The sequence below is a fragment of the Pseudoxanthomonas mexicana genome (genome assembly GCF_001556105.1).
GTDB lineage: Bacteria > Pseudomonadota > Gammaproteobacteria > Xanthomonadales > Xanthomonadaceae > Pseudoxanthomonas_A > Pseudoxanthomonas_A mexicana_A.
The window spans coordinates 17,677-34,229 of record NZ_LSIF01000095.1 but is presented as its reverse complement, the minus strand read 5'-3'; the positions used below and the strand labels follow the sequence as shown (position 1 = coordinate 34,229).

Annotated in this window: 13 protein-coding genes; all 13 read right to left on the bottom strand. The window is 61.1% G+C overall.

Annotated features, from left to right (window positions below; all coding sequences use genetic code 11):
• Positions 1–23: 23 nt before the first annotated feature.
• Positions 24–764, bottom strand: coding sequence for a methyltransferase domain-containing protein (locus AX730_RS16645; protein ID WP_083538021.1), 741 nt, complete (start codon positions 762–764; stop codon positions 24–26).
• A 25-nt stretch (positions 765–789) separates the two neighbouring features.
• Positions 790–1,149 carry a GtrA family protein gene (locus AX730_RS16640; protein WP_198147233.1) on the bottom strand — a complete coding sequence of 120 codons (360 nt, stop codon included), beginning with the start codon at positions 1,147–1,149 and terminating at the stop codon, positions 790–792.
• A 27-nt stretch (positions 1,150–1,176) separates the two neighbouring features.
• Entirely contained in the window at positions 1,177–2,328 is a 1,152-nt protein-coding gene (locus AX730_RS16635) for a glycosyltransferase family 2 protein (protein WP_062358321.1), read from the bottom strand.
• Positions 2,329–2,393: 65 nt separating this feature from the next.
• Positions 2,394–2,975, bottom strand: a complete 582-nt coding sequence (locus AX730_RS16630; protein ID WP_157074318.1) for a hypothetical protein — start codon at positions 2,973–2,975, stop codon at positions 2,394–2,396.
• Positions 2,976–3,606: 631 nt separating this feature from the next.
• Positions 3,607–4,779 carry an acyltransferase family protein gene (locus tag AX730_RS16620; protein ID WP_062358318.1) on the bottom strand — a complete coding sequence of 391 codons (1,173 nt, stop codon included), beginning with the start codon at positions 4,777–4,779 and terminating at the stop codon, positions 3,607–3,609.
• Positions 4,780–4,788: 9 nt separating this feature from the next.
• On the bottom strand, positions 4,789–5,622 hold the full coding sequence (locus tag AX730_RS16615) for a class I SAM-dependent methyltransferase (protein WP_062358317.1): 834 nt from the start codon (positions 5,620–5,622) through the stop codon (positions 4,789–4,791).
• 498 nt (positions 5,623–6,120) lie between these two features.
• Entirely contained in the window at positions 6,121–9,390 is a 3,270-nt protein-coding gene (locus AX730_RS16610) for a glycoside hydrolase family 99-like domain-containing protein (RefSeq protein ID WP_232310288.1), read from the bottom strand.
• 76 nt (positions 9,391–9,466) lie between these two features.
• Positions 9,467–10,945: a class I SAM-dependent methyltransferase gene (locus tag AX730_RS16605; protein ID WP_083538016.1), complete on the bottom strand. Its 1,479-nt coding sequence runs from the start codon at positions 10,943–10,945 to the stop codon at positions 9,467–9,469.
• Positions 10,942–11,511, bottom strand: coding sequence for a methyltransferase domain-containing protein (locus AX730_RS16600; RefSeq protein WP_198147232.1), 570 nt, complete (start codon positions 11,509–11,511; stop codon positions 10,942–10,944). Before AX730_RS16600 ends, AX730_RS16605 begins: the two co-directional genes overlap by 4 nt.
• Before the next feature lie 72 nt (positions 11,512–11,583).
• Positions 11,584–12,987, bottom strand: a complete 1,404-nt coding sequence (locus AX730_RS16595; protein WP_062358313.1) for an ABC transporter ATP-binding protein — start codon at positions 12,985–12,987, stop codon at positions 11,584–11,586.
• Positions 12,977–13,768, bottom strand: a complete 792-nt coding sequence (locus tag AX730_RS16590; RefSeq protein ID WP_232310287.1) for an ABC transporter permease — start codon at positions 13,766–13,768, stop codon at positions 12,977–12,979. Before AX730_RS16590 ends, AX730_RS16595 begins: the two co-directional genes overlap by 11 nt.
• 83 nt (positions 13,769–13,851) lie before the next feature.
• A complete protein-coding gene (locus AX730_RS16585; RefSeq protein WP_062358311.1) occupies positions 13,852–15,036 on the bottom strand; it encodes a cystathionine gamma-synthase in 1,185 nt (394 codons plus the stop codon).
• 98 nt (positions 15,037–15,134) lie between these two features.
• Complete coding sequence (locus AX730_RS16580; protein WP_062358359.1) at positions 15,135–16,505, bottom strand: pyridoxal-phosphate dependent enzyme; 1,371 nt, start codon at positions 16,503–16,505, stop codon at positions 15,135–15,137.
• Positions 16,506–16,553: the final 48 nt, after the last annotated feature.

The following is a 16,553-nucleotide window of genomic DNA, read 5'->3' as shown; positions in this document are numbered from 1 at the left end:
AGCGACGTCCAGGCGCAGCCGGTTCATGCATTCTCGTCCTTTGTCAGTACCGACACGTAATGGCACCTGGCCGGCAGGATGATGCCGAACAAGCCCCGGTGGATGCGTACCGGACAGGTCAGCGAGAGTTCGCGAAGCCCCGAAGCACGAACCACGTCCTTCCAGAACGGAGGATCGTAGTAGCGGTCTGGCACGTTGACCCCGTAGGCGTAGTTGCCGTACCAGTCGGCCAATCGCAGCAACTGGCGGGTGACCGGTCCATACTCGAAATGGTCCTTCACGATCACGTATTTAGAAACACGCGCCAACTCCCGCAGATAGCTGATCGTATCTTCCACGCCGATGTGATGCAGCACATCTACGGTGATAGCGACATCGAAGGCGCCTGTTTCGAACGGCAGGACGCTACCCGGCGGCAGCTGCGTGTAACGATCGAATTTGTCGCCACCCTGCTCCGGCGGGGGATACGTATCCACACCACGTACGGACGTGACCAACCCGATTTCCTGCAACCTTCCGGACACCGCCATGTTGCCGCACCCGAAATCCAGCAGCGATCGCTGTTGCGCGGTATCGCCAGGCAATCCACGGATGGCGTCCGCCAATGCGACGGTCACTCCGTCGAATCGGTTCCCGCCCAGCCAACCACGCGCGGCGCCCAGGCTTCGCGCCAGCATCGGGCGCAGGCCCGCATCGGGAATGACGTCCCTGACCGCATTGGGATCATTGATCCGGGTTTTTGACGAGCCGTTGGGTGCGGACATAGGTTCAGAACACCTGGACGGGCGATCAACGCCCCTTGAAGATGAACTTCTTCTGCACGAAGAAGGAAACGCCTACTCCCATGAACCCCGCAATCGCAAAGTTGACGGCCTGGGGTGCATTGAGCGACTTGCACAAGTGTGTCGCCACACCGATCACGACCGCGTTGACCGCCTGCAAGGCAAGGTACTTCGGCAGGGATCCGCGAGCCGACACGTCACTTCGGAACGTGAATCTCCTCTGCAGGTAATACGTGGGGAAGATGGACACGATCATTGAGGAAAGCGCGGATGGGACCTCAGGGACCGAAAGTACGTAGTACAGGAAGTTGGACAACACATAGTAGATCAGGAAGCCCACGCCGCCGGCAATGACGAAGAAAAGCATCCGCCTGACGGATTCGGGGAGCATTGCTTAAGACCTGTGCTTGATGAACTCGGACAAGGTGGTGGAAAAGAACGCCGTGAAGAACACCTGCGCCCCTACGAGGACCGCTGCGAGCGAAATCACGAAGGGCCTGAGGAACTCGTTGTAGTTGAGATCCGCGTAACCGATAGCCGCCCACTGCCCGACACACCACAACGCGCCCCCGAGCCCGCCCAGCAGCAGCAGGCCTGCGATGATCAGTTGGAGTTCAAGATTGCGTGCCGCCCCGAACCAGGACTTCTCTCCTCGGCGTATGCCGAACGTCGAGGCGAAAACGCGTGACAGCGCACCGAACAGCAAGACCTGTACGCCGAGCACCGACATAAGCACGAATGCGATGAAGCTGTGTACATCGAGTACGGTCTCTGCCCAGAGACGATGCGGGCCGTTGTAAAGCAACGCGGTCCCCGCCAGGCCGACGCACAGCATGACCATACCGGGCACGACATAAAGATAACGCGGCGAGAAAACCAGCAAGAAACGCAGGTGCCTCCAGCCATCCCTCCACGTCCTCAGGTGCGGCGGACGCGAACGTCCGTCGGGCTTGAGCGTCGTCGGGACTTCGCTGATTCGGTAGCCGGCGATCGCCGACTTCACCACCATCTCACTGGCGAACTCCATGCCTTGCGTGACTAGGTTCAATGCAACGATGCGATCCCGATTGAATGCCCGCAGCCCGCAGTGGAAGTCACGCACGTTGATATTGAAGAAAAGGCGTCCGAGAAAGCTCAGTACCGGATTGCCAAGATACTTGTGGAGGAACGGCATGGCGCCTTTCTCGATCCCGCCCTTGAAACGGTTTCCCATCACGAGATCCTCACCGGCACGCAGCCTCTCGAGGAACGGCATCAGGTTCGAGAAATCGTAACTGTCGTCGGCATCCCCCATGGCGATGTAGGTGCTCTGCGCCGCCCGGATGCCCCCGAGCAAAGCCGCCCCATAACCGCGCTCGGAAACAGGAACCACACGTGCGCCAGCTGCTGTCGCCAGCGCCTGGGATCCATCCGTACTCCCGTTATCCGCGATCAGCACTTCGCCGGTCACGCCGGAACGCTCAAGAAATGCCCTCGCCTTGCGTACGCAAACCTCAATCGTTTCCGCCTCGTTCAAGCAAGGCATGAGGATCGTCAATTCGTACATCTGGCTTCCTTGGATGCTGGTGCGGACAAGTAAAGTGGAGAGGGGGACTGAAGAAGCCGGCAGTGTCAGGGCGTTACCGACACGAAGCCAACGGCTGCCCAGTCGCACCAGGGCACGTCGTTGCCATTGTTGACCTCGACTTTCAACCTGGAGCCCCCGTCCAGTTGCAACGGAATGAGATCCGCGTAGTGCCGGTCGACCGGCTGCCGGCCCCGCTCAACGCCGTCCACGGACCAGACCACCTCGACGATGCCGCCGCCCGAATTCTGTGCGCATCCTTTGTCGCCGGACAAGTCGAGGATGTAAGGGGACAGGGTGAGGGAAGAAAGACCCGCAACATCGATCTCGACAATGGCGCTTCTGTCGGACGGATGCATGAACAGCCGCCCCCCCTTGGGCTCGATGGGTTGGTAAGCCTCCTGCTTGGCCACGATCCTGGGCATGACCTTGGCGAGCCCAGCCTCCAGGTCAGCCGGAGATGCAGGATCCTGCTTGGCCACGGTTGCCGACGTTTCGTCGGCCTTGGAAGGAACCTGTTCGGCCTGTTTCGGCGTCTCTGTGGCGGCAGGCACCGGCTGCGGCTCCTCGACGTTGCAGCCGACCAACATCAACACTACGGAGAATGCAGCCAGACGGTTACGACTCATAGCTAGGGACCCCGATGGGATAAAGGTTCGTTGGGAGACTGGTGGACGATGCGGGGACACCTAGCCTTAAGGCTTGTCAGGGATGTCGATCCGACGTCCATTGTCGCAGAGGCGTGTCTCCCCGCCAATCGAGTAACGGAGGTAAATCCGATAACGCCCGGGCGCTACCGGCAGGTCGGCGAGGTGAAGATCGAACCCGGACCTCTCAAGTCCGGCAACCGAGGGATACGCGGCAGCGACGTCCTTTCGCTCGATCCCAAGCCGCAATGCCACTGCATTGAGAGGTTCACCGCTCTCGTTCGCGATGACCAGTGCCGGGTCCTGGACCGGTTGCCCGGAATCATCGCCCAACCAACCCTGCAACTTTGCGCCAGTCGCAAGGGTCACGGACTCGGCACCCAGAAGCTTCCCATCAATCGATTCAATATTGCACAGTGTCTGTCCACCCTGCGCCTGGCTAGGCGCTTCCGATGCAGGCGCAGACACAGGAGGAGCCGAGGTGCTGCCGGCATTAGGCTCCTTGCATGCCGCAAGAAGCAGAAGACCCGCCATCAGGAAAACATGATTTTTCACGATAAACCCTTGAGGTTAACTGCGTGCGACCGGCGCGGGTACGCGGTGGCGAAGGTGATCACTTCCATGCCTTCGACATCCGCTTGGCCAGCTTCATTCCAGGGAGCTCGACGAAACGATAGGTGAGACTCGAAAGGGGCAGCACCACCAGTAGCGTCAGCAGCACGGACGCCAGAAAGGCGAGCGAAAGCGATGCGGATCTATCGTAGATCCAACGATAGACAGGCGACATGACATAAATCACCGTCGTGTGCGTCAGGTAGATCGAGTAACTGACCTTACCTAGGTAGGAGGTGAATCGATTCACAAACAATCGCCACGGAGATATCGCCAGCCCCAACAACATCACGCCGAAAATTATCCCCTGCCAGTAGTAGGCGTCGCCGAAGAAACTGGGAAGCCATCCCTGCAGCAACGCCACGAATCCGAACATTCCTCCGAGGATCAACGCAGCGCCGATGTCTCCGCGCCCCTCCCGCGAGGCTCGCGAGAAACCTTCGGAGGTGAAAAGGAAGTAGGCGACTGCTCCCATCGCAAAGATCGGGAAATGACGAAAGCTGAACCACTGGAGTATCGATTGCTTCCAAGTCACGGGCATGGTGCTGTAATCCAGCATCAACTGGATGACCGTCCAACCCAGCAGGCATGCAAATACAAAGGCGATGCTTGCCCACGCGCTCCTGACGCGCGAATAGATCAGAGGAAACACTGCATAGAAGACCATTTCGACGCCTATGGTCCAACCCGCCCATACGAAGCTTTCTTGCATGGTAGGGATGAGGTTGAACACGAACAAAACCGAAGCCGCCACCTCGCCTACCGAATGAACCACCTCGAACGCCCAGTAGTCCCGGAACAGCGTGACCACGACGAGGAAGTAGAAGAGCGGCGCGATCCTGAAGAAGCGATGCGCGTAGAACGACAGCGTCGGATGCCTGTCACGCAGCCTGAGGGGCATTGTGTAGTAGAGCGAAAAAGCACTGACGATAAAGAAAAGCGTGACGCCAGTTCCCCCCGCGTGAGCAAACTTCTCTGCCCAGCGGGGGACTGCGAGGTTCGGCTGCGGCAACAACACCATGTGGTAGATGAGCACGTAGGCTGCGGCCAGTCCCCGCAACGCGTCGAGGAAGTCGAGGCGAGGCTTGGCATCCTGCAACACGACGGGTGCCACGGGTTCCTCACCTCCGGCCCGATCCGGGACATTCTTCTCCAAGCGCGGTTGATCGCTCATGTCGCCGCGCTATGCCTTGCGCAACACAAAACAGGACTGGTCGTACTTCGTGCCGTCGAAGTAACCCGCGACGAACTCGAAACCAGGAGCGAAAGCGGTGCGCGCGTACTGCTCAGGGATCCAGGTCTCACCGTAGAAACTCGAATCCCGGGGACCTCCTCCGCCCACGCCCTCGGACGACGCATGCACGAGCTCGCCAGCGGCATACCGACGCTTGGCTTCCTCGAAGTCGGGGAACAACGAGCCAAGCGCCCGCCAGTAGGAACTCGCGCCGTCCTGCTTTCCCGCCCAAAGGCAGAAATCCATGAAGGAAACGTGCCGCGTCGTGAAGGCGACCAGCCCTCCTGGCTTCAGGATGCGGTGGAATTCCTCCATCCAGGCATGGCATGCGGGGCCGGAGAGGTGGGAGAACACCGAGTAAGCGAACACGAGATCGAATGTGCCGGCATTGAGCTTGGTCGGAGGAAACGCTCCACAGGTACTGAAGTTTCCGGTGCCGAAGAACTCGTTGGTCAGCGCCGTGAATGAGGGATCGACATCCACTCCGTGGATGTTACCCACGCGCACGCGCTCCATGAAGACGCGCGAAATCCTGCCCCAGCCAAACCCGAAGTCGAGTACCCGTGAGTCCTCGTTGAGGGGTCTTCCCGCGATGGAATGTGCGTTGACGACGTCTTCATAGAAGGCGAACGCCTGCCGCAGGGTGGCCTCGGAAGACAGGCCCGTCGTGTTGCGCTGAAGTTCCTCGGGCGGGAAGGGCGGCAGCTTTTCCCCCAAGGGACTCTGCTCCTCCTTGTCGAGGCTGCTGATCAAGACATCGATCCATCGACTACCGTTGCTCATTGAATGTCCCCTTGTTCGTTCCATTGGTCGTCTATGCTGCTCACCCTAAACCCAATCAAGCCTTGGACCAGCCCCTTGGGCCACGAGGCGCGTCCAGCCAAGAAGCAGTCTCGCTTTCGAAGTATCAAGAACTACCTTCTTGACGTCCAACTGTCGAGCATGCCTGCGACTGATGATCAAGTTCCGTCCAGTCGCCACCGTTATCGCACCGCGCCGTAGAAACAGTGTCAAAGCCTTGCGCCGCCGGCTTTGACCATGCCGCCGTATCCGGCGCTCACCATCCGCGGGATGAGACCGACCGGGTCGTCGATCAAGATCGAGTCGCCGACGGTCTTGCCCTTCCTTCACAGGCCTATCGACTCCTCGCGCACAGCTGCGGTTCGCCCCGATCATAGATCTTCACTTGAAAGTCACGCGCATCCCGATGGCGCAGCAGAGCGGAACCGACCAAACCAGCGCGGTCGAAGACTAGGACGATGTCATTGCCGTCCCCCGCGCTCATTCCGCCTCCACCAGTCCGAACTGCCGACGAAGCTCGCCTGCGTAGTGGGTCGCCTGGCTAGTCACGCGCGGATCGAGGGAGAACATCGTGCTCGCCTTGGACTGGAGTGCCAGAACCTCGCCCAGATGCTGTTCGAGATCCGTATCCAGCGTCACGCTCTTGACGTGCCTGCGATGCGAGTTCATTGACCTCGGATCAAACACTACCGCACCTTCCCGCAGCAGGTGCAGATACACCAGCCAGTCCCCCGCTACGCGGAAGGCCAGGATCTCGTCCATGTTCTCGGTCAGGACCCGCAGGAGCTGTTCGCGCCGGAACACGACCGCACTCACGTTCGGGATCGTGTTCTTGACCGCCATGCCGGCCGAAACTTCCTCATCGCCAGTGGCGACATAGGCTTCGCGCCACTTCGATTCCGAGAGGGTCCGCGTGTAGTCCAGATAGTCATTCGCGAGAATCCGTCCCTCGGAGTCGATCTGGCGGGACTGACAGTATCCCATCAGCGCCTCTGGCGACTTCTCCATCGCGCGGACTATGGTCTCGAGAAACTCCGGCGAGGCCAGATCGTCCGCCTCTGCGATCCAGACGTAGTCTCCGCGCGCGCACTGCACGCCGGCCAGCCATTGGCGGAACACCGAGCCGCTGTTTCGTTCGTTGACGACCAACCTGGGCTGCGGACTGAGTCCGCTATGCAGTTCGCGAAGGCGCGCCAGGCTGTCGTCGGTGGAGGCGTCGTCCAGGACGATGATCTCGTAGATCGGGAAGCGCTGGTTGACGACGGACTCGAGCCGCTCCTGCAGATACCGGCCGTAGTTGTAGTTGGGTACGACGACGGAAACGGTGGGAAGTCGCTGGCCGCCGATCCTCAACAGATCAAGCATGTAGGACCGGAACGAGAACTCGGTCTCCACCAGCTGCCGGGCCCGCGCACCGATCCGGTCACGTGCCACGTCGTCGCCCTGCAGCGACATCAAAGCATCGGCGAAGGACCGCGCATCGAATGCGGGGACGACCGCGCCATAGCCCTTGCCGACCAGGTCGGCGCCGCCTCCGGTGCCCTCGAAAGCCACGATGGGCGTGCCTACCGCGAGGCTTTCCAGGACGACTGAAGGGAAAGGGTCCTCCCGGGACGTCAAGGCATAAAGATCCGCGCCCGCGTAGTAGTCATCCGTATCGGAATCGAAACCGACGAACGTGACCGCACGCTCCAGCCCGCACCGACGGATGTAATCCATCACTTCGTGCTGGATGCCGACTTCCCAGTGGCCGACCCAGACGAAGTGCATGCGCGGATCCTGCTCCACGCACAGTTGCGCGATACGCACAAGGAGGTCGACTCCCTTGCGCTTGTCCGCGTAGCCGACCGTCAGCACGACACGTGCATCCTTCGCCAGCCCCAGCTTCGCGCGTAACGCAGCCCGCGCTCGCTGTCGTTCCGCATCATCACCGCCAAGGTATCGACTCCGCGTATACAGTCCCTGCGGCCGCATCTGCAGTTTGGCTTGCTCCGCGTCCGCGATGAAGGCCCGGATCCCTTCATGGACAGGCGTCGAACTGACGACGATCGCATCGGCGTGCCGGCCGATCTCTCCCGCAGGCGCCGTCAACCCCATATCGCGGATCACTCCGGGAAGCTCATGGATCAGCGAAACAACGTTGAAGCCGGCATTCTTCAACGGCGCTACGACGCTGCCGGCGACCGTGGTATTCGCCAACGCAAGCCCGAAGCCGGCCGCCCGCAATCGCCTGAACAGATCGCGAGGGTCGCTCCTGCCGTCGTAGAGGCGGTGCACGGTGGTGACCTCTTCGAACTGATCCTCGAGCACGCCCGGCCCGAGCAGCGCGACATGTACCTCCAGGCCCATCCGCGCCAGTTCCCTCGCCATGTTGAGCGCGAGGTACTGCGCTCCGTGCGGGTGCGCGTCGTGCGACACCACCAGGACTCCTCGCTTCTCAGCGGTCGTCTCAAGCGCACCACGCGTGGCCTCGAGATACGCATAGCCATACGCGCGATCAGGCTCGAGGTGGGCACCCTCCGCCCATTCATTCCAGGCGTTGATGAACACCAGACTCTCTCCGCATACGGGATGGGCGTTCGAGTACTCGACAGCCTTTGCCAGCCATCGCCCATAGCGCTGCGGTGTGGATCCAGCGAAGGTATATCCCTTGGCCGGCTTCCGCGCCTCGTTGTCCCATCGCGGCGATACGCCCTTGAACAACGAATACTCCGGTACGGGCCAGTTCTCGCCGTTCGATGCCAGCTCATCGTAGTCGACCACATAGCCGGCGTAGTCGGGATTGATGATCACCACCTGATCGTTGATGCATTGCGCGCTACGAGCGAGCTTGTGCGGCGGGAACTCGACTGCCGCGTCGAAGCCCATGTCACGTGGATCGTCGACATCGAACTGGACCATGGTAAGCAGCACCTCACCGATACCATTGGTGCGGCAATACTCCCTCCATACGCCGAGCGTCCTTTTGCAATCAGGCAGCAGCGATGGCCGATAGACCACGATGAGCGGCTTTCCATCAATCTTTATGTAACGCGGATCCCGCAGGTACGGCACGAGATCCACGATGAAGGCCAGATCATCCTCCAGCGCATAGTTCTGGGCTAGCAGGACGTCATGGTCGTGTCCGTCCCAGCGCCTTGTCCAGTTCTCGTTCGCCCAACACACGCAGAAAGGCAGATCGATGTCCTTGTTCGCGATCAGCTGGTCGAGCGGGCGTTCCAGGAGCCTCCTTCCCGAAAACCAGTAGTGATGGAAGCAGAATCCGTGGAGTCCGTAGAGCTTCGCGAGTTCCGCCTGCCTGCGCATCACATCAACGATGCGCAGGTCGTAGAAGCCGAGTTCCCCTGGCAGATGGGGTTGGTCGTGCCCCAGGAACTGCGGGACCGCCTTGGAGACATTCGTCCACTCAGTGAATCCGCGGCCCCACCATTCGTCGTTCTCCGGCACTGGATGGAATTGCGGGAGATAGAATGCGATCGCCTTCGCCTTCACATGCAGCGGTGGAGGCCGAGTCGACGGCCCCATGTAGCAATCCCTCTGCGATCCCGTCGCTCGCGCGAACAGGTCCGCGATGTACCGCTTGTCCGACACATCGCCCGCGACGTCGCCGGTGACGATCCTGTCGCTGGCCGGATCAGCATCCACAGCTGCGGCCGCCGGATCGTGCGTCGCGGAGAAGTACTGCCATCGGCGATAGACGTTCGTGTGCCGGAAAAGCGCGGGGAACGCATGGAAGGCCCAGGATTTCATCGCCAGGCGGGTCTCCCAGGTAAGCGGAGCTCGGACGTAGATCGCGTGGAGCAACCTTCCGACGCCGGACCTGAACTTACCCATGCTTGCCACCCGACAGCATTCGGCCCGTCCAGCGTATGGGACGCGAAAGCTTCCAGCTCCACGAGCCATGCACGATCGCAAGCTCCTGCTGGACCCTGTCGAGCTCGGCGACCAGACCGGCCTGGCGGTCAAGGACTTCCGTCATAGCGAGGCTTTGCCGCTCGCGTTCCGCGACCAGCGTCGCGCCATCGCGCTGCAGGGATGCATCACGCTCCTCCCTGCACTGCACTTCATGACGCGCCAGGTAATCGGCGAGCAGCGTTGCGCTGCGTCCACTCTCCTCGACCACGCTCTTCTCGATGCGCTGGGTGAGTTCGAGCACGCGCAGCTCGGACGCACTTGCGATCCGCTGGGTCGCCGCAACAATGGCGGCCCCTCCATCAGCGAACTCGGCATCACGCGTGGACAGCGATTGTCTGAGCTCGGCGATCGTCGCCAGATTCGCGGCAGTCGCGAGATTGTGTTCGTCCAACTCGCGCTCGGCGTCCGCTATCCGCTGCCTGAGGTGGCCGACCAGTTGCTCGCTTTCACCGAGCTGCGAGGACTGCTTCGAAAGCTCGTGCTCCAACGCCTGCAGCGCGACGGCATGATCGTTCTTCAAGCTCGCAATGGCGGCTTCCCGCTGCGCGGCCGCCGCATTGTGCTCCGCCAGCTCGCGGTCCGCATCCGTGATGCGCTGCCTCAGATGGCCCAGCATCACGGACTGCTCGGAAATCTCCGCCGCTCCTGCTGCAAGTTTCTGATACTGCGCATCCATCCGTGCGGACATCTCCTCTTCATTCTGGAGGCTGCGCACCCTGTTGCCCAAAACCGAGAACAATTTATTGATGATCACGGCATCAGCATCAGCCGCACCTACCAATGCATGCAGCGGCGACGGCAGCTCGTTCCCCACCAGCAGGACCCCGAGCCCGTGCGTGTGGGAGAACTCGAAACTGGGATACAGCTTCGATACTTCCTCCCAGAATCGCCAGACGCCAAAACCGCGCTCCCTCACCATGGTGTCGTGGAAGAGCACTACTCCTCGCGACGACATCTTGGGCAGCCACGTATCGAAATCGTGCTTGACTGCCTGATAGGTATGCAAACCATCGATATGGAGCAGGTCTACGCTGCCATCCTCGAAGCATGCGAGCGCATCGTCGAAGGTCATCCGCAGCAGTTCGGAGAATGCAGAGTAGTGAGCATGCTGATAGCGGGACAGCGTGGCGAACACGTCTTCGCCATAGTGACCTGCATGTTCGTCCCCCTGCCAGGTATCCACTGCAAAGCACGAGGTGGGAAGCGAATTCTCCTCGACGGCTTGGCAGAAGCCCAGGAAGGAGGCGCCGTTGTGCGTCCCCAGCTCGACCAGAATCGACGGCTTCAGCTCTTCGATCAACCAGGCAGCAAAGGGAATATGGCCCAGCCAGGCACTGGGCGGGATCGCCTTCGGACGGAGGCTCATGCTCGTATTCAGCGGAATGCTCATGCCCGGGCGCCCATGTGCCAACGTGCCGCTGCTCGCAGGAGCGATTGACTCAGCGCTTGGCGAAGGCCGCTCTTCCGCTTGCGGAAGACCCCCACGGTATCGCCCCAGGCCGCGCTGCCAGGATCCGGGTGAGGCTCCCAGTCTGTGGTGACCTCCAGCAGCTCGCAATCGCCGTACTTCGCAAGCGCGCGATAGCCGTCGGGATAGAAGCGCCAGCAATCCTGAGGGTACCGGTGTTCCGGTCCCCGTGACGGCGCAATAAGCAGGATCAGGCCGTCAGGAGCGAGCACCCGTACCATTTCCAGCCAGGACAGCCAGAAGTACTCGACGTGCTCGAATGCCTGCCCGGAAATAACGACATCGACCGACCCCGAGGCAAACGGCAGTACGTAGGGGGACTCCAGAACCACGTCGACACCCGGGCCTTTCTCGAGATCGACACCGGTGTAGGACCAGTCGGGTTTGGTGAACAGCGGTCGATAGGTGCCGTTGACGTCATAGGAGCCGATATCAACAACGGACAATGCCTTCCGACCGGCGAGATAACGAGTCGCGACATCTTCCATGTGCTCGTACGAACTGAAATGCACACCACACTCCTATTTTCTGTGTAAGCGACAGACCGGCTCACATCACGGCTACGGTACTTTGTGGATCCGGATGTCGCGGAACGGAATTCCGATCAGGCCCGTTGAGACGCTGGAGGACTGCGACTCGATGACCAGGCCATCATGCACCCACTCCGCCTGCTCGTGATCGTCGTAGGTGCCATCGGCGATGGCCATGTCGACGGTATACGCCCCCTTGGGCAGAATAGGCATCACGAAATCGAACCTGGCCATCAGGCAGTCGCCCGCATCCAGGGCCACGGGCGCATCCTTGTATATCTGAAAGGTATTGTCGCCAAACAGCGGTTGCCCCAGGCGATCCTTGACGAAAAACCCAATGATCGGGCTTGCCAGCCGCCGGTGAGCTTTCACCTCGATCCGCAGGCTCACCGGTTCGCCGCCGGTGATCCAGCGGCACTCCGCGCCTTCATCGTCCGTAATGCGCGCTGAGACGATGCTGGCCGCGCCATTGCCGAAACCCGACTTCTCGGGATCGAACCTGAAAACATGCAAGTCGTTGCGCAACGTGCTGCCGTCGATAAGCGCCTTCCGGAAGTCTTCAGACGCTTCAACCGGCACATCCTCCACGCTCGGCTCTCTCGTTGCGGAGGAACGGACCGACTGCTGATAGATGGCGGCGTGATAAGCCTCGGAGACCGCCTTGGGATCTCCCTGCAGGCGCACACCACTACCTTCCAGCAGAACGGCCCTGTCGCACAGGTTGATCACGGCCGTTGCGTCGTGGCTGACGAAAACCACTGTACCGTGCTCTTTGAACTTCCGCAGGAACCGCATGCATTTCTGTCCAAAGAACACGTCGCCCACGGACAAGGCTTCGTCGATAACCAGAATGTCTGCATCGACGTGCGCAACCACCGCGAAGGCGAGGCGTACATACATGCCACTGGAATAGGTCTTTATCGGCTGCTCGATGAAATCGCCGATGTCGGCGAAAGCGGCGATGGAATCGAACCGCTGGTCAATCTGCTCTTGCGACAGCCCCAGCACCGCCGCACTCATGTAGACATTCTCGCGGCCGGTGAAGTCGGGGTTGAAGCCGGCGCCCAGCTCGAGCAGTCCTGCGATGCGACCCTTTACATCCACCTCGCCCTGCGTCGGAGCCAGCGTCCCGCAGATCACCTGCAGCAAGGTCGACTTGCCGGACCCGTTTCTGCCGATGATGCCCAGCGTTTCGCCCCTGCGAACGTCGAGTGAAACATCACGCAGCGCCCAGAATTCCCTGAAGTAATCACGGGGCGGACGCCGTAACCACCGCCGCAACCTCGACAGGATGGACTGTTTGAGTCGATCTTCCGGACGGTCGTAGACGCGGTAGCACTTGGAAACCCCGCGAACGCTGATGATGGTCTCGGCTGTCGCCAACGCAACGTCTTCGCCAGCACTTCCCTGACTGGACGCGATATCAGAGGACATCTGCGAAGCCCTTCCGCGTGCGTTGGAACCAGGCGTACCCAAACCAGGCGAAAGGCAATGCAAAACACAGGTAGATCGTCAGACCCACCCAGTCAGGCGCATTGCCGGCGATCAGAACCTGCCTTCCCTGTTCGATGATGAAGGTCAGCGGATTCCAGAGGATGATCCATCGGTACGCATCCGGAAGCGCGGAAGCGGGGTAGAACACAGGCGCGAGAAACATCAGCGCCGTCACCACCAAGCCCGTGACCATAGCGATGTCACGCACGTATACCGCAGTCGAGGCGATCAACCACATCACGCCCATCCCGACCACCAGCAGCGGCGCGACGACGACCGGGAAGAGTCCGGCAGTCCAAGGTACGCCTTGACCGACCACCACCTGCGCAAGAAGCAGCACCAGGAAGCTCACCATTGCATGAAACATCGCTGAGCCAGCAATCGGCCAAGGCAGGATCTCGAGCGGGAACATGAACTTCTTGACGTAGCTCACGTTGTTCGTGACCAGTGCGGGGGCTTTCAGAATGCACTCCGCCAACACACCGTGGATGATGATGCCGACAAAAAGAATAAGGGCGAAATCCGCGTGCGACCGTTCGCTCCCCGCCCCCCAGCGCGCCTTGAAGATCGTGGTGAACACGAAGGTGTAGATCACCAGCATGATCAGCGGATTGAAGAAGGACCATGCCAGGCCCGCCCAGGAGCCACGATAGCGGCTCACCACTTCGCGCCTGGTGAGTTGCGCGATCAGGTGGCGATTTCGCATGAAGCTGGCAAGCATGGATCCAAACGCCAGCGGGGGTCGCGAATGGGGGTTCATCTACAGGCCGCCAACGTTGTAACCAAGATGCGAACTCGACGAGCTCAATGGAGCGCTCCGTCGACATCAGCTATCAGATCGTTCAGGGCCTCGATGCCGACGCTCAACCGCACCAACCCGTCACTGATACCCAGCTTCTCCCGACGCTCCACCGGTACCGACGCATGCGTCATCACTGCGGGATGGTTCACCAGGCTTTCCACACCACCCAGAGACTCTGCAAGAGTGAAGAGATGAGTGTTCTCGCAGAACTGGCGCGCAGCGTCGAAACCGCCCTTCAGCACGATGGAAATGATGCCGCCGTATCCCTGCATCTGTTTCGTGGCGAGCGCATGCTGAGGATGCGAAGCGAGGCCAGGGTAGATGACCTTTTCGATCGCAGGATGCGTTTCCAGCCACTGCGCCAACGCCAGTGCGTTCTCGCAGTGCGCCTTCATGCGCAGATGCAATGTCTTCAGGCCGCGCAGCGCGAGGAAGCTGTCGAACGGTCCCTGCACCGCGCCGATGGAATTCTGGAGGAAGGCCATCTGCTCGGCGAGTTCCGCATCATCGCCGACCACGACCATGCCACCGACCATGTCGGAGTGGCCGTTGAGGTACTTGGTGGCGGAATGCATCACGATGTCCGCGCCCAACTGCAACGGACGCTGCAGGATCGGCGAGGCGAAGGTATTGTCGACGATCACGCGCAGCCCATGCTTGTGCGCGACTTCGCAGATGGCGGCGATGTCGACGATCTTCAGCATGGGATTGGTGGGTGTTTCCACCCACACCATGCGCGTTTCCGGCCGGATCGAAGATTCGAACGCTGCCAGGTCGGTCAGGTCGACGAAGCTGAAATCCAGCGCAGCGGTCCGCTTGCGCACGCGCTCGAACAGCCGGTAGCTGCCGCCGTACAGATCGTCCATCGCGATGATGTGGCTGCCGCTGTCCAGGAGCTCGAGGATCGTGGACGTGGCGGCCATGCCGGAGGCAAAAGCGAACCCGCGGGAGCCACCCTCAAGTGCGGCCACACAGCGCTCGTAGGCGAATCGCGTGGGGTTGTGGGTACGCGAGTACTCGAAGCCCTGGTGCACGCCTGGACTGGCCTGCGCATAGGTCGAGGTGGCGTAGATCGGCGGCATGACGGCGCCGGTGCTGGGGTCGGGCGACTGGCCACCATGGATGGCCAGTGTGCCGAGGGCAGCGCCCTCGACCTGACCGCTGGATTGGGAACGGCTCTGCGACATATTCGGTTCCTTGAACAGCCGGCAAGTTTACCAGCTGAGGCTTAACGCACTGTCCACGACATGCACGCCACGCAGTCCTTTGCGGCAGCCTTTGCGGGCTACTGTGCGCGACGACGCAGGTAGTTGAGCAAGTCGATGCGAGTGATCAGGCCGAGGAAGGCGTCTCCATCCGTAATGATGGCTACTTGTCCTCGGTCGAACACCGGCAGCAGCGCTTCGATCGGCGACCGCACGTCCAGCCTGTCCAGCTTGCTGACCATGGCGGTGGAAACCGGATCGCGGAAGCGGGCCTCATCGCCATAGACGTGCAACAGCACGTCGCTTTCGTCCACGATGCCCGCCAGACGGTCCCCTTCCATCACCGGCAGCTGTGAGACGTCGTACAGCTTCATGCGCTGGTAAGCGGTGGTGAGGAGGTCGGTGGGGCTGACCACGACCGTGTCGCGCTGGCTGTAGGGGCGCAGGATCAGGTCGCGCAGGTCGCCGTACTGGGGCCGGTCGATGAAGCCGTTGTCCAGCATCCAGTAGTCGTTGTACATCTTGGACAGGTACTTGTTACCCGTATCGCAGACGAACACGAGCACCTTCTTCGGCATGGTCTGCTCGCGGCAATACTTCAGCGCCGCGGCAAGCAGGGTGCCGGTGGACGATCCGCCCAGGATGCCTTCCTTCGCCAGCAGCTCGCGTGCCGTGTGGAAGCTCTCGCCGTCGCTGATCGCATAGGCCTTCTTGACCCGGCTGAAGTCCGATATCTGCGGCAGGAAGTCCTCGCCGATGCCCTCCACCAGCCAGCTGCCGGACTTGGTGCTGAGGACGCCCTCGTTGATGTACTGGGTCAGGATCGAACCGACCGGATCGGCCAGCACCATCTCGGTCTGCGGCGAATGTTCGGCGAAGCAGCGCGACAACCCGGTCATGGTGCCGGAGCTGCCGCAGCCGAAGACGATAGCGTCGAGCTGGCCGTCCAGCTGCCGCAGGATCTCAGGCCCGGTGCCGAATTCGTGCGCCGCCGGGTTGTCCGGATTGCCGAACTGGTTGATGAAATAGGCGCCCGGCGTCTCGCGTGCGATGCGCTCGGCCAGGTCCTGGTAGTAGTCCGGGTGCCCCTTGGCCACATCGGAGCGGGTCAGGATGACCTCGGCGCCCATGGCCTTCAGGTTGAAGATCTTTTCCCTGCTCATCTTGTCCGGGACCACCAGCATCAGCTTGTAGCCTTTCTGCTGGGCTACCAGGGCCAGCCCGATACCGGTGTTGCCGGCGGTGCCTTCGACCAGGGTGGCGCCCGGCTTGAGATCGCCGCGTTTTTCGGCGGCCTCGATCATCGACATGCCGATGCGGTCCTTGATGGATCCGCCGGGATTGGCGCTCTCGAGCTTCAGATAGAGGGTGCAGAGCCCGGTGTCGAGGCGCCTGGCCTGGACGATCGGCGTGTCGCCGATCAGCTCGAGTACGGAGGAGTGGATCGCCATGCGGCCGTGCATCCGGTGCGGTACAGGCCCGGATTATCGCACTTGGGT